The 14,032-nt window shown below is 41.6% G+C and carries 12 protein-coding genes; 7 read left to right on the top strand and 5 right to left on the bottom strand.

Features of this window, described 5'->3' with window-relative positions; all coding sequences use genetic code 11:
* Position 1: 1 nt before the first annotated feature.
* Entirely contained in the window at positions 2-1,231 is a 1,230-nt protein-coding gene (locus G8D99_RS11950; RefSeq protein ID WP_166326233.1) for a beta-ketoacyl synthase N-terminal-like domain-containing protein, read from the bottom strand.
* A gap of 289 nt (positions 1,232-1,520) precedes the next feature.
* Here G8D99_RS11950 and G8D99_RS11945 point away from each other — a divergent pair, with 289 nt between their 5' ends.
* The 7 genes from G8D99_RS11945 to rimI all read left to right on the top strand — a co-directional run bounded on the left by G8D99_RS11945 (position 1,521) and on the right by rimI (position 9,496).
* Positions 1,521-2,972, top strand: a complete 1,452-nt coding sequence (locus G8D99_RS11945; RefSeq protein ID WP_166326230.1) for an EcsC family protein — start codon at positions 1,521-1,523, stop codon at positions 2,970-2,972.
* Between the two features lie 201 nt (positions 2,973-3,173).
* Positions 3,174-3,548 (top strand): 30S ribosomal protein S12, encoded by a 375-nt coding sequence (gene rpsL, locus G8D99_RS11940; RefSeq protein ID WP_004648013.1) that lies wholly within the window; start codon positions 3,174-3,176, stop codon positions 3,546-3,548.
* 176 nt (positions 3,549-3,724) lie between these two features.
* Positions 3,725-4,195 (top strand): 30S ribosomal protein S7, encoded by a 471-nt coding sequence (gene rpsG / locus G8D99_RS11935; protein ID WP_016657334.1) that lies wholly within the window; start codon positions 3,725-3,727, stop codon positions 4,193-4,195.
* 128 nt (positions 4,196-4,323) lie between these two features.
* Positions 4,324-6,459 carry an elongation factor G gene (fusA, locus tag G8D99_RS11930; protein ID WP_166326227.1) on the top strand — a complete coding sequence of 712 codons (2,136 nt, stop codon included), beginning with the start codon at positions 4,324-4,326 and terminating at the stop codon, positions 6,457-6,459.
* Positions 6,460-6,551: 92 nt separating this feature from the next.
* Positions 6,552-7,742: an elongation factor Tu gene (tuf, locus tag G8D99_RS11925; RefSeq protein ID WP_166326224.1), complete on the top strand. Its 1,191-nt coding sequence runs from the start codon at positions 6,552-6,554 to the stop codon at positions 7,740-7,742.
* A 228-nt stretch (positions 7,743-7,970) separates the two neighbouring features.
* Positions 7,971-8,852 (top strand): metal-dependent hydrolase, encoded by an 882-nt coding sequence (locus G8D99_RS11920; RefSeq protein WP_166326221.1) that lies wholly within the window; start codon positions 7,971-7,973, stop codon positions 8,850-8,852.
* A 182-nt stretch (positions 8,853-9,034) separates the two neighbouring features.
* Positions 9,035-9,496 (top strand): ribosomal protein S18-alanine N-acetyltransferase, encoded by a 462-nt coding sequence (gene rimI, locus G8D99_RS11915; RefSeq protein ID WP_166326218.1) that lies wholly within the window; start codon positions 9,035-9,037, stop codon positions 9,494-9,496.
* Between the two features lie 41 nt (positions 9,497-9,537).
* On the opposite strand, the gene G8D99_RS11910 is transcribed toward rimI, so the two are convergent.
* The 4 genes from G8D99_RS11910 to trxB form a co-directional block, all read right to left on the bottom strand.
* Positions 9,538-10,353 carry an arginyltransferase gene (locus G8D99_RS11910; RefSeq protein WP_166326215.1) on the bottom strand — a complete coding sequence of 272 codons (816 nt, stop codon included), beginning with the start codon at positions 10,351-10,353 and terminating at the stop codon, positions 9,538-9,540.
* A gap of 24 nt (positions 10,354-10,377) precedes the next feature.
* Positions 10,378-11,109 carry a leucyl/phenylalanyl-tRNA--protein transferase gene (aat, locus tag G8D99_RS11905; RefSeq protein WP_166326212.1) on the bottom strand — a complete coding sequence of 244 codons (732 nt, stop codon included), beginning with the start codon at positions 11,107-11,109 and terminating at the stop codon, positions 10,378-10,380.
* A 65-nt stretch (positions 11,110-11,174) separates the two neighbouring features.
* A complete protein-coding gene (locus G8D99_RS11900; RefSeq protein WP_166326209.1) occupies positions 11,175-12,725 on the bottom strand; it encodes a class I SAM-dependent methyltransferase in 1,551 nt (516 codons plus the stop codon).
* A gap of 132 nt (positions 12,726-12,857) precedes the next feature.
* Complete coding sequence (gene trxB / locus G8D99_RS11895) at positions 12,858-13,808, bottom strand: thioredoxin-disulfide reductase (protein ID WP_166326206.1); 951 nt, start codon at positions 13,806-13,808, stop codon at positions 12,858-12,860.
* Between the last annotated feature and the right edge of the window lie 224 nt (positions 13,809-14,032).

Raw genomic sequence — 14,032 nt, 5'->3', positions numbered from 1 at the left:
ATTATGCATCCCACTTCTTGAAAACGAGGCAGGCATTCACACCGCCAAAACCGAAACTATTACTCATCACAGTATTCAATTTTGCATCACGTTTTTCAAGTACGATGTCATAACCTTTTGCACCTTCATCAAGTTCGGTCACATTGATGTTTGGCGCAATAAAGTCATTTTGCATCATCAGGATCGAATAAATCGCTTCTTGCACACCCGCAGCACCTAAGCTGTGACCGGTCATTGATTTGGTTGAGCTGAGTGGTGGAACATGGCCTTCACCAAATGCACGACCCATTGCTTTAAGCTCAGTAATGTCGCCCGCAGGGGTAGACGTACCATGGGTATTCACATAGTCAATTTTGTCCACACCGTGTTGTTTTGCTTCTTCCAAAGCCATCAAGATACAACGTGTTGCACCTTCACCACTTGGTGCAACCATATCCGCACCATCAGAGTTGGCAGCATAGGCCACAACTTCAGCCAAAATCTTGGCACCACGTGCTTGCGCGTGTTCAAGTGATTCAAGCACCACGAAACCGCCACCCCCGGCAATCACGAAACCATCACGATCGGCAGAGTATGGACGAGATGCTGTTTCAGGCGTGTCGTTGTATTTAGAGCAAAGTGCACCCATTGCATCAAACAACAAACTTTGTGACCAATGGTCTTCTTCACCGCCACCGGCAAGCATCAAATCTTGTTTGCCCAATTGGATCAGGTTATAGGCATAACCAATTGCATCCGCTGACGTTGCACAAGCACTGGTAATCGAGTGCGCGACACCTTGTAATTTAAATGCCACACCCACGTTTGCGGTAATGGTGTTTGACATATTACGTGGGACAAAGAAAGGGCCGACTTTACGTGCACCTTTGGTCTCTAACAACTCAACCATTTCAGCCACAGATGCTGTTGAGTTACCGCCTGAACCGCCGGCAATACCATAGCGTGGATTGCCTGCCAAATCTTCAGGTGTTAAGCCTGCGTTTGCCACAGCATCGACTGCTGCATTATAGGCATGCATTGCACACACGCCCATGAAGCGTTTCAATTTACGGTCAATCCCATCGAAGTTTTGATCCGCAGGAGCGCTGACATGACTTTTGAAATTCAATTCTTCATAAGTTGGGTTAAAACGTGTTCCTGAAATCCCATTTTGTAAAGAATGAGTCACATCTTCCAATGTATTACCGATGCATGAGTTAATGCCCATACCCGTGATTACAACACGTTTCATCTACAGTTCCCTATTATGGTGATGCGTTAAGTATTCTGTTTCAAACCATGCCAAGCCTTGTGTTTATTACTTAAGCATGGTTTGGATTGACTACTTTTGTCAAAATTTTATTAATCATAGCAGAAAGTTTTTTAAATTCTTATGGCAAATCAATGTCTGTTGTTGAAAAGCGCAATTGGCGAATCTGTTCACAGCATTCTTACCAAAAGAAACAGTTTAAAGTTGAGTTAAATCTAGACTACACATAGTATTTTAATTAAAACTCATAAATCATAAGGAAGGCGTATACATGGCAAATTCTAATAATAAGCAATCGGGTGGACTGATCTCACAAGCGTTTGGGGTGGCTAAAAAGCTCAGTACAACAGGATTAGACTTGGTCAATCACGTGGCTCCAGGTTCGGTGGCTAAGTTAAAAGGTGAGTCCGACCCAACTAAAGTGGTTGAATCATCAAGTGATACTTCAGCTTCATTGGGAACAAAAAAAGATCAAACGGCTTATGAAAATCCACAGCAAATGATTCGTAGTCATGTGCCTAAATTGACCCAACAATTGCTGGGTCGTCATTACAATAAAGTCAATAATGTGGCGTCTTTGGTATCGCCAGATTTAAACAATAAAATTGCTGATTATTTTTTTGAAAAACTCAATGATTTCGTTTCAGAGCAAAGTTCAGTCGATCATTTGCTCAAAGAGGTCGGTGCCAAAGAGTTGACAGATCTTGCTCAAGATCCATCACGTTCAGCACGCATCTCTCAAGCCTTGACCAATCAAAATAAAACCGTGGCGGCTGTACAAGGTGCGATTACTGGCGCTACAGGTGTGGTCGGAACAGCGATTGATATTCCTTTATCTTTGGCATTGACCTTGAGATCGATTTATCAATCTGGTCGTGCGCACGGTTTTGAGTTGGATCATCGCCATGAACAGAACATTGTTGAATATGTCTTTAAACAGGTCGATTTGGGCTCGATTGCTGAGAAGCAAACCTTATTGGTGGGTCTAAGAGCATTGTCCAATTTATTACAAACCCAAGACACCACACAAATTCAACGTTTACTGGGTTCAAGTAATGATGTGTCGGTGCTGAAGAATTGGCTGACCAATGCAGATGGTTCATTAAAATGGACTTGGTTGAATCATTTTCCACAGATTTCAGTGCTTTCTAAATTAACCCCATTGGCAGGAGCGGGTATTGGTGCGGTATATAGCTGGAAATTGGCTGAAGATGTCAGTACCAAAGCAGAGCAGATTTTCTCACATGCACAGCAGTATTTGATTCAACATCCAAATGAATCACTTGATGTTTTGTCTGCCTATGAAAAATCCCAAACCTTGCTCCAACAAGCAACACCGTTATTAACCGCTGAGCCTAAGACTGAGGCGAAACCATCAGTGACAGCTACGCCTGTGGTAGCACCCGTTGAAAATAAAGTGATTACCCAAGTTGAAGTGGTGAAAAAAGGTGAGGAGGCAAGTAGCAAGCCAGAGCCAGTTTCGACTGAATCAGGGTTGCAAAAACTTGTAGAACAGCATGTAGAACCGGTGGATGAAGTCACTACACAAAAATCATTGGCGCACGTCGGTGAGGATGAGTTGATCCAGCCTTTAGATGAAGATGATATTGAATATGAAGCGGATGCAGAACAGTCTAAAGGTGAAGCAAAAGTTGCAGAACAAGCAACATCGGATGCGAAAGTGAAGAAAAAAGCTTCAGCTAAACCACCTAAAGCCAACTGATTAACTTTACTTACAAAAAAGGGCAAACAAGAAGTTGCTGATTAAATAAAGAATAGTCAACTAAGCGCATAGTTTATATACACAATTGGTCATTGTTCGGTGCTGCACTGAATGTTGACCAATTTTACATCTTGGCATACAATTGCATGCCCTCAAAAAGTAGTAATTTTTGGGGCTTTTAATTAACGGGAGAATTGCCAAATGGCAACAACAAATCAGTTGATCCGTAAGGGTCGTACAACTTTGATTGAAAAATCAAAAGTTCCTGCGTTGAAGGCTTGCCCACAACGTCGTGGTGTTTGTACACGTGTTTACACAACTACACCTAAAAAACCTAACTCAGCAATGCGTAAAGTTTGCCGTGTTCGCTTAACTTCTGGTTTTGAAGTTTCTAGCTACATCGGTGGTGAAGGCCATAACCTACAAGAGCACAGTGTTGTTCTTATCCGTGGTGGTCGTGTTAAAGACTTACCAGGTGTACGTTACCATACCGTTCGTGGTTCTTTAGACTGCGCTGGTGTTAAAGATCGTAACCAGTCTCGTTCTAAATACGGTACTAAACGTCCTAAGAAATAATTCGTTAAGAATCTTTTCTTAAACGTAGCCGCAATCCTTTATCGTCTCGCTTGTCTGATTTCTGCATTTAATTTTGTGGTATTCAAGCGACGTGTAGTAAGGCCAGCGAGTGGTACATGACACTTTGTACTCATGCTGGATAAACCTGAAGTGTCAATTTTATTAGGTGTATTAAAATGCCAAGACGTCGCGTAGTCGCTGCCCGTGAAATCCTTCCGGATCCTAAGTTCGGCAGCCAAACAATCGCTAAATTCATGAACCACGTAATGCAAGATGGTAAAAAATCTATTGCTGAAAGTATCGTTTACGGTGCTTTAGACCGCGTTCAAGAAAAAAATAAAGTAGACCCAGTTGAATTTTTCGAGACTACTCTTGAAAAAGTTCGTCCAATGGTCGAAGTAAAAGCTCGCCGTGTTGGTGGTGCTACATACCAAGTACCTATGGAAGTGCGCCCATCCCGTCGTACTGCCCTAGCTATGCGTTGGTTAGTAGACGCTGCTGCTAAGCGTTCTGAAAAAACTATGGCTTTACGTCTTGCTGGTGAGTTGCTTGATGCAGCTGAAGGTAAAGGTTCAGCGATCAAGAAACGTGAAGACGTGCATCGTATGGCTGAAGCCAACAAAGCATTCTCTCACTACCGTTTCTAATAGGTTAAGAGACCTGAATCAGGATGATGATAGGGCGGTTTCACTGAACTGTCGTCTAAGCGCTTTAAGCTGTTTTGCAGCTTAAAGCGTCCTGTTTTAAACAACAAAATTTAGGAATGCAAGAAATCATGGCTCGTCAAACCCCTATTTCTCGTTACCGTAACATTGGTATTTCTGCGCACATCGATGCGGGTAAAACCACGACTACAGAACGTATTTTGTTCTACACAGGTGTATCTCACAAAATTGGTGAAGTACATGATGGTGCAGCAACAATGGACTGGATGGAACAAGAGCAAGAACGTGGTATTACTATCACTTCAGCTGCTACGACTACATTCTGGTCAGGTATGTCTAAACAGTACCCAGAACACCGTATCAACGTAATTGATACACCGGGACACGTTGACTTCACAATCGAAGTTGAACGTTCTATGCGTGTTCTTGATGGTGCGTGCATGGTTTACTGTGCTGTAGGTGGTGTTCAACCTCAGTCTGAAACTGTATGGCGTCAAGCGAACAAATACCAAGTTCCTCGTTTAGCATTCGTGAACAAGATGGACCGTACTGGTGCCAACTTCTTCCGTGTTGTTGAACAAATGAAAACACGTCTTGGTGCACACCCTGTACCAGTTGTGATCCCTGTTGGCGCTGAAGAAAACTTCCAAGGCGTTATCGATTTGATCGAAATGAAACAGATCATTTGGGATGAAGCTTCTCAAGGTATGAAGTTCGAGTACGGTGATATCCCTGCTGATCTTCAAGACGTTGCTGATGAGTGGCGTACAAACATGGTTGAAGCTGCGGCTGAAGCTTCTGAAGAGTTGATGGACGAATACTTGAACAATGGCGACTTGTCGAAAGAACAAATCGTTGCTGGTCTTCGTGCTCAAACTTTGGCTTGCGAAATCCAACCAATGCTTTGTGGTACAGCGTTCAAAAACAAAGGTGTTCAACGTATGTTGGATGCTGTTATTGACTTCTTACCATCACCGACTGAAGTTAAGCCAATCGAAGGTATTCTTGACGATAAAGCTGAAACTAAAGCGATTCGTGAAGCATCTGACGAAGCTCCGTTCTCTGCACTTGCATTCAAAATTATGAATGACAAGTTCGTAGGTAACTTAACGTTCGTACGTGTGTATTCTGGTGTGCTTAAACAAGGTGACCCAGTATTCAACCCAGTGAAATCTAAACGTGAGCGTATCGGTCGTATCGTGCAAATGCATGCGAACGAACGTCAAGACGTTGAAGAAATTCGCGCGGGTGATATCGCAGCGTGTGTAGGTCTTAAAGACGTGACCACCGGTGATACACTATGTGACGAGAAAAACGTTATTACTCTAGAGCGTATGGAATTCCCTGAGCCAGTAATTTCTTTAGCTGTAGAGCCTAAGACTAAAGCTGACCAAGAGAAAATGTCTATCGCACTTGGTCGTTTGGCGAAAGAAGATCCATCGTTCCGTGTTCGCACTGACGAAGAATCTGGTCAAACCATCATTGCAGGTATGGGTGAGCTTCACCTTGACATCATCGTTGACCGTATGAAGCGTGAATTCAACGTTGAAGCGAACATTGGTAAACCAATGGTAGCTTACCGCGAAACAATCAAAAAGACTGTTGAGCAAGAAGGTAAGTTCGTTCGTCAAACTGGTGGTAAAGGTAAATTCGGTCACGTATACGTACGTCTTGAGCCGATGGATACTGACGCTGGTAAAGAATACGAATTCGCTGAAGAAGTTGTTGGTGGTGTAGTACCTAAAGAATTCTTCGGTGCAGTTGACAAGGGTATCCAAGAACGTATGAAGAATGGTGTACTTGCTGGTTATCCAGTAGTGGGCATCAAAGCTACATTGTTCGACGGTTCTTACCATGATGTCGACTCTGACGAATTGTCGTTCAAAATGGCGGGTTCTTATGCCTTCCGTGATGGTTTCATGAAAGCGGATCCTATTTTGCTTGAACCTATCATGAAAGTTGAAGTAGAAACTCCAGAAGACTACATGGGCGATATCATGGGTGACTTAAACCGTCGTCGTGGTATGGTTCAAGGTATGGACGATTTACCTGGTGGTACTAAAGCAATTCGTGCTGAAGTTCCACTTGCTGAGATGTTTGGTTACGCGACTCAAATGCGTTCTATGTCTCAAGGTCGTGCGACTTACTCTATGGAATTTGCTAAATATGCTGAAACACCACGTAACGTGGCTGAAGGCATCATTTCTAAGTTCCAGTCTGGCGGTAAAAAAGGTGACGACGAGTAATCTTTCGATTACTATAAGCCCAAACTAATTCATAGTTAAAACCAAATGCTCATGCAGTAACCCTGCATGAGTCGTTTAAAAAGGAAGATCTCATGGCTAAGGCTAAGTTCGAACGTAATAAACCACACGTTAACGTGGGCACAATTGGTCACGTCGACCATGGTAAAACTACTTTAACTGCTGCAATTGCAACTATCTGTGCAAAAACTTACGGCGGTGAAGCGAAAGATTACGCAGCAATTGACTCTGCACCAGAAGAAAAAGCACGTGGTATTACCATTAATACTTCACACGTAGAATACGATTCTCCAACTCGTCACTACGCGCACGTAGACTGCCCAGGTCACGCCGATTATGTTAAAAACATGATTACTGGTGCTGCGCAAATGGACGGTGCGATCCTTGTATGTGCTGCGACTGATGGTCCAATGCCACAAACACGTGAACACATCCTTCTTTCTCGCCAAGTAGGTGTACCATACATCCTTGTATTCCTTAACAAGTGTGACCTTGTTGATGATGAAGAGCTTCTTGAATTGGTAGAAATGGAAGTTCGTGAACTTCTTTCTACTTATGACTTCCCAGGTGATGACACTCCAATCATCCGTGGTTCAGCGCTTCAAGCGTTAAATGGTAACGACGGTCAATATGGCGAATCAGCTGTAATTGAATTGGTTGCTGCTCTTGACTCTTACATCCCAGAACCAGAACGTGCAATCGATAAAGCATTCTTGATGCCAATCGAAGACGTATTCTCTATTTCTGGTCGTGGTACAGTAGTAACTGGCCGTGTTGAATCAGGTATCGTGAAAGTAGGCGAAGAAGTTGAAATCGTTGGTATCAAAGACACAGTTAAAACAACTGTAACTGGCGTTGAAATGTTCCGTAAATTGCTTGACGAAGGTCGTGCAGGCGAGAACTGTGGTGTTCTTCTACGTGGTACTAAACGTGAAGACGTTCAACGTGGTCAAGTATTGACTAAACCAGGTGCGATCAAACCGCATACTAAATTCGACGCAGAAGTATACGTACTTTCTAAAGAAGAGGGTGGTCGTCATACTCCATTCCTTAACGGTTACCGTCCACAGTTCTACTTCCGTACAACTGACGTAACTGGTGCAATTCAATTGCAAGAAGGCGTTGAAATGGTTATGCCAGGTGACAACGTTGAAATGTCAGTAGAATTGATCCACCCAATCGCAATGGACCCAGGTCTACGTTTTGCGATCCGTGAAGGTGGTCGTACAGTGGGTGCTGGTGTTGTTGCTAAAGTAACTGCATAAGTATTAATTGTGTGAAAAAAGCGCCTCTTTGAGGCGCTTTTTTTTGTCTATAAAATCAGACTTCAATCAATAAATTGTTAGACAATAACTATATGAGCATGTCCTTAACTGATATTTATGTGACCTATACGGCATTTCTCATTTTATTTTAAGAACGTAATATAAATAACAATACAAAATAATCAAAAGATTTGAAGTGGATGAATTCCCTTTAACAGGAGTTGAGCAATGAATGCTAAAGTCAATATTACCAACCGTGCAGGGGCTTCTTTTCCAGTACGTCGTATGCAATTCGATTTTAATAACGTGCCTGAATATTGGATGGATGGTTCAGCCGGGCTAACCCATTTTATGACGGCATTGTCTGCACTGTTTCCAGCAGGTGAAAAGTTTTTTATCGATTCAGTGCGTGCGGTGCGTCAGCATCCTGCCATCAAAGACAATGAAGCGTTACAAAAAGAAATCAGTGGTTTTATTGGGCAAGAAGCGATGCATACCCATGAGCATGCAAACTTCAATGCATCGGCACAAAAGTTTGGTCATGATGTAGATTGTTTAGAGCAATATACCCATACCGCCATTCAAAGCTTCCGTAAGTCTGCGGCGTTTATGGGTAAGCCTTTTGGCATCACTCAGCAGATGATTGATCTGATTGGAACAACAGCGCTAGAACATTTTACCGCAACGATTGCATCTGAATTGCTGCGAAATGAACATATTCAAGCTTTAATGACTGATGAAACCATGAAAACCATGTGGTTATGGCATGCAGTGGAAGAAAATGAACACAAAGCTGTGGCGTATGATGTGTTTGAAAACGTCTTTGGCAAAGGCGTGAAAGCCTATGTCGCACGTACTGGTGGATTAGCTTTAGCCATGGTGGTGCTGTTTTTAGTACAAAGCTATTTTGTTGCGCGCTTATTGAAAGAAGATAATCAGTTGAATATCGAGTCTTTGAAAGATATTTACACCTATGGCTATAGTCCATCGAAAGGGATTATATCGGGCATGGGGAAAGAAATGTTGGCGTATTTCAAACCTGGTTTCCATCCGAATGACTTAGATACCGTGAGTCTATTGGAGCATTGGAAAGCTAAATTAGGGTTTTAATGCTTACACTCTAAAATGGTTCAGCTTTAGATTTTTAAGCATTAATTTGCAAAAGCCTAAATTCTCGAAAATTAAGTTTTAAAGTGTCGTGCTTATTGGGTAACGTGAGTTGCCCATTTTTTTATTCGTTTTTTAGCAGAATCTTTCTATAATGCGTTTTCAGTTTTGATTAGATCCGTTCCATGATTCGTTACATGCAAAAACAAGATGTAGACACCGTTGCACGTATTGAGCAAAAAGTACAAAGCCATCCATGGACCATTGGGCAGTTTAATGACTCAGTTGAGTCATATCAAAGTACGGTGATTGAACATCAAGGCGAAGTAGTCGGTTTTTGTATTTTGCAACCCGTAGTGGATGAAGCCAATTTGTTATTGATGGCGATTGATCCGAAAATGCAGGGTCAAGGCTTGGGCTTTAGATTATTAGAAGCATCAATTGAATTGCTTAAAAATAATCCGGTACAAATTTTTTTAGAAGTACGTGAAAGTAATTTGGCTGCGATTGGGTTATATGAAAAGGCAGGCTTTCACCAAATTGATATTCGCCGAAATTATTATCCAAAACCGGACGGTTCGAAAGAGAATGCAGTGATTATGGTGAAGTCATGCAGCGATGACTTTTCCAAACTGTTTAAGATGTAATGAATTAAAGTTTGCTGAATTAATGACTTTTATAAATCACATTACTTCACAATGAAATCTGTCCATTCCGAAGGCAGAGTCGTCATGAGCATTTCTCCTAAATGCTGAATTTCATCTGCCTTTAAGGTTCGATTGATACGTCGCCATTGTCCATCGAGCAGTAATTCAAATGGGGTATATTGGGACTTATAATTCATCTTATTTGAATGCGGTACCCAGTAACCCAAATAGACATAATTTTGCTGTAACGATTGCACATATTCGATTTGTTTGAGTACAGCAAATACGCCTAGCGAGCGTTTTGATTCATCAGGATCAAAAAACGTATACACCGCAGAAACGCCATCATCCAACACATCACAGGTCGATACACTGATTAAGCGATCATCCTTCCAAAGTTCTAAGAAAAAGCTATTGCTACAACTATGAATCAGGAATTTTTCAAATTGATCGTAACTGGGTGGAAACATATCGCCATCAGCATGACGTTCATTGATGTAACGTTCATATAGGGCGTAATGAATGTCTGAAGCATCTTGGGTTTGGGTAATTTTGACAGTTAAATCTTGATTGCGTTTCCATGCTTTCTTCTGTGCACTATTCATTGCAAAGGAAGCGACAGGAACACGGCAAGACAAGCATTGACGACACAAATGACATTCAGGGCGATAGACAAAGTCGCCACTGCGTCGAAAGCCCATACGAGAAAGTTCAGATAACGTCACGACATTGATGCGATGTGTAGGATCGAGGAACACCATGCGTGCAGATTTATCATCCAAATAACTACAGTCATGTGGTGGGGTAATATAATATTGTAAGTCGTTCAACAGGGACTTGGGGTGATAAGAATTCATAACAAGTTGTCCCTCTCTTATTGTTCATGCCTGAATCATCCTGTGGTTCATGGCCATTGTTTTACTTGAAAATACACCGTCTTGGTATTTTTGCCAATCGATTTGCGGTGCTTTTATCACATCTTGTAACGATAAAAGGTAGTCTTGGCGAGAAAGTGTACTCGCGCCAAGGCTTAAGAGATGATCATTGACCAATTGACAGTCGATCCAAGGTAATTCATTTTCCTGTCCAATCAGCATCAATGCATAGAACGCCATTTTTGAAACATCGGTCTCACGACTAAACATCGATTCACCAAAGCAGCCTTTACCAATACTGACACCATAAAGCCCGCCAACCAAATGTTGCTCTTTATTCCAGACTTCCACACTGTAGGCATAGCCCGCATCAAACAGTGCGGTGTAGCCTTGGATAATCTCTTCCGAGATCCAGGTTTCATCTGCATAGCTTCTGGGTAGCGAGCAAGAGCGAATGACTTGTTCAAAAGTATGATTCACGGTTATGCGATAATCATGTTTTTTCATATTTCGAATCAGCGATTTACTCGAATGGTAATCCTGTGGACGAATGATGCAACGGGGTTCCGGACACCACCAGCAGATGGGTTCATCCTCATTAAACCATGGAAATAATCCATGTGAATAAGATTCAAATAAGGTGGAAGGGGAAAGGTCAGCACCAATACAAATCAGCCCGTGTCCCTCAGGGTCGGAGGCAATGGGATCGGGAAAGATAAATTGAGATGGTGCTAACATAGTCTTAAGCTTTAGTCATACTGTCTTTCTATTCTAATCAAAGAATGGATAGGCTTGCTGTGGATTTAAGCAAAAAGTTTTAAATGTTGTGCAATCTTGAGTTTCTCACTGTCTAAAAAATACTGTGCTTTTTGTGCAATGATTTGAATGCTTTGATCGTTATCGGTAATTGATTTACCATCTTGATCTAAAACATACCACCCGAGTTTCTGAATGACCTCAAACACATATTCAGCAAACTGTTCTTTGGTCTGTAAGCCTTCAATAAAGTGCGCACGATAAAATAATTGGCTAAAGTGATCGGTAGGGATGCCTATGCCGGTGATAGCGCAGGCAAGCACTTGATAGTTGGTTTGAAACGTGGCTTGTTCCAACAGATACCGATTTACAGATTGCGATTGTTCAATCATTTTTGCTGTCGGTTTAATTTGGCAAGGCTGAGCGATTCCCAAATGACACAGAATAGTCATGGCATTCAAAATTTTATTGAAGTTAAGTTCAGGGTACTTTGCTTCAATTTCAGCAATGGTCAAGCTTTGGTAATCTTGAGCTTTAAACATCTCTCCAATCGGTTGGTAAACTTCAGGCAGTAGATTGAATTCGCCCAAATAACCATTAATCGTTTTTGGAATGTGTTCTGCTGCAGATAATAAAACAAAAGGAATCTGTCTAAGCCGTTGATGGGTCTGTTGCAGCGTCAAATTGTTTTTGCCACGAATAAATAAATCTCGTCTAAATTGCGTATTGGCAAAGTAGTCACGGCATTGTTCTTTAAAAACAGGATGCTCAATTTGATTTAAAAAGGCTTGATGTTCTTCAGAAAAATTAATGTTATCCAATAATGCATTGAGGTCGGTTGAACCGGCATAAGTAAGTTTAATGTCCTCGAGTGTTTTCACTACTTGCTGAAAAGAGAAGCATTGCCAATCTTGATTGAGATATTCGTGGATCAAATAATTGGGATTTTGATTTTTTAAATCTTTAACTTTACTCAGCGCATTGGGGTTGCGTCGTGCAAAGATCGGATTTTGATTGAGCAAATCTTCACTAAAATCTAAGGCATCTTTCACATTCTGAATCGGATTGGTGCTGGTGCTATTAAATTTAAAATGACTATGGAATAACTCACGAATCGGCATATTGGCCGCCCAACCTGTGACACAGTTATAACTGATATAGACAATGCCATTCGGTTTTAAGAATTTACGGATAAATTTTAAAATAATGTGTTGGTTTTCATGACTGATCCAGCTCCAAATCCCATGTAAACTGATGGAATCAAACGCTGGTAAATCTTTGTTCAGGAGTTCTTCAAAACTGTCATCATAAAAATGATGCTCAGTTTCGCTTTGTTCTGCCAGCATATTGGCATGCGCCGCATGAGCAGGATTAAAGTCGGTGCCGTAAAAATGCCCAAAGTTTGAAGCTGCATGAATATTTAAACTCACCCCTTGACCAAAACCTAATTCGCAATGGGTGTGTTCGGCATGACTTGAAGGGCAATCGACACCATTTAACAGTAGGCAAAATCGTTGATAATTCGGGCTAAGATCACGGTAATAACCATAAGTATAGTTGACCGTTGTTTGATAGCCATCTGTCCAATGTGTTGTCATTATTATTTCCCCATTCAATTTTATAATTTGCATTAGTTATAGAGGAACTATGGGGAAAAGAAAACCACCCGAAGGTGGTTTTTTTACAATGATTTTAAAGACTTATAAGTAAATCTTAAATCATTTTGAAGCTTAAAGCGCATCTAAATATTTTTCAGCATCGAGTGCAGCCATACAGCCTGAACCCGCTGATGTAATCGCTTGACGATAAATATTGTCAGCAACGTCACCCGCAGCAAATACGCCCGGTACAGAAGTTGCAGTTGCATTGCCTGCAGTACCGCTTTGTACTTGTATATAGCCATCACGTAACTGGAGTTGACCTTCGAACATTGCCGTATTCGGTTTGTGGCCAATCGCAATAAAAACACCTGTAACATCTACAGTTTGTGTTGATTCATCTACTGTTGATTTTAAACGAACATGGGTCACACCTGATTTAGGATCACCCAAGACTTCATCGACTTGATGGTTCCAAATGATGCTGATTTTGCCTTCTTTTTCTTTGGCAAACAGATGATCTTGTAGGATCTTTTCAGAACGTACTTTGTCACGGCGGTGAACAAGCGTCACGTGAGATGCGATATTGGATAAATAAAGCGCTTCTTCCACCGCAGTATTACCACCACCGACAACCATCACTTTTTGGTTTTTGTAGAAGAATCCGTCGCAGGTCGCACAGGCACTGACACCTTGACCCATATAAGCTGCTTCAGACTCTAGACCAAGGTACTGAGCTGTTGCACCTGTTGCAAGAATGAGAGCATCACAGGTGTATTCTTCCATATCGCCTTTTAAAACGAATGGACGCACATTTAAATCTACTTCATTGATGTGGTCGTAAACAATTTCTGTACCGAAACGCTCAGCATGCGCTTGCATACGTTCCATCAATGCAGGACCCGTTAAACCTTCAGGGTCGCCCGGCCAGTTATCCACTTCGGTGGTTGTAGTCAATTGACCACCCAATTGCATACCCGCAATCAGGGTTGGTTTTAAATTTGCGCGCGCTGCATAAACAGCAGCACTATAACCTGCAGGGCCAGAGCCTAAAATGATTAAACGTGAGTGACGAGCGCTCATCCCAATCTTCCTTTATCAATTCGAAATAATAGATTTGTTCAAATTATACGTGAAAGTTTGTCAAAGGTCTGTCGATTCAATGTCGAATATATTGATCATCTAAATCGAATTGGGCTATATAGTGTTGCGTCATTGCAAAGTTACTAAGTAACTTCAACAATCATGCATCTTTTTTTTTTCAACACGTGCATAATATAAAAATTTCTTGTTTGAAGAAATTGAAT

The sequence above is a fragment of the Acinetobacter lanii genome (assembly GCF_011578285.1).
Classification (GTDB): Bacteria; Pseudomonadota; Gammaproteobacteria; order Pseudomonadales; family Moraxellaceae; genus Acinetobacter; species Acinetobacter lanii.
Note: the sequence above shows the minus strand (reverse complement) of the source record. Positions and strands in the feature narration are given on the sequence as shown.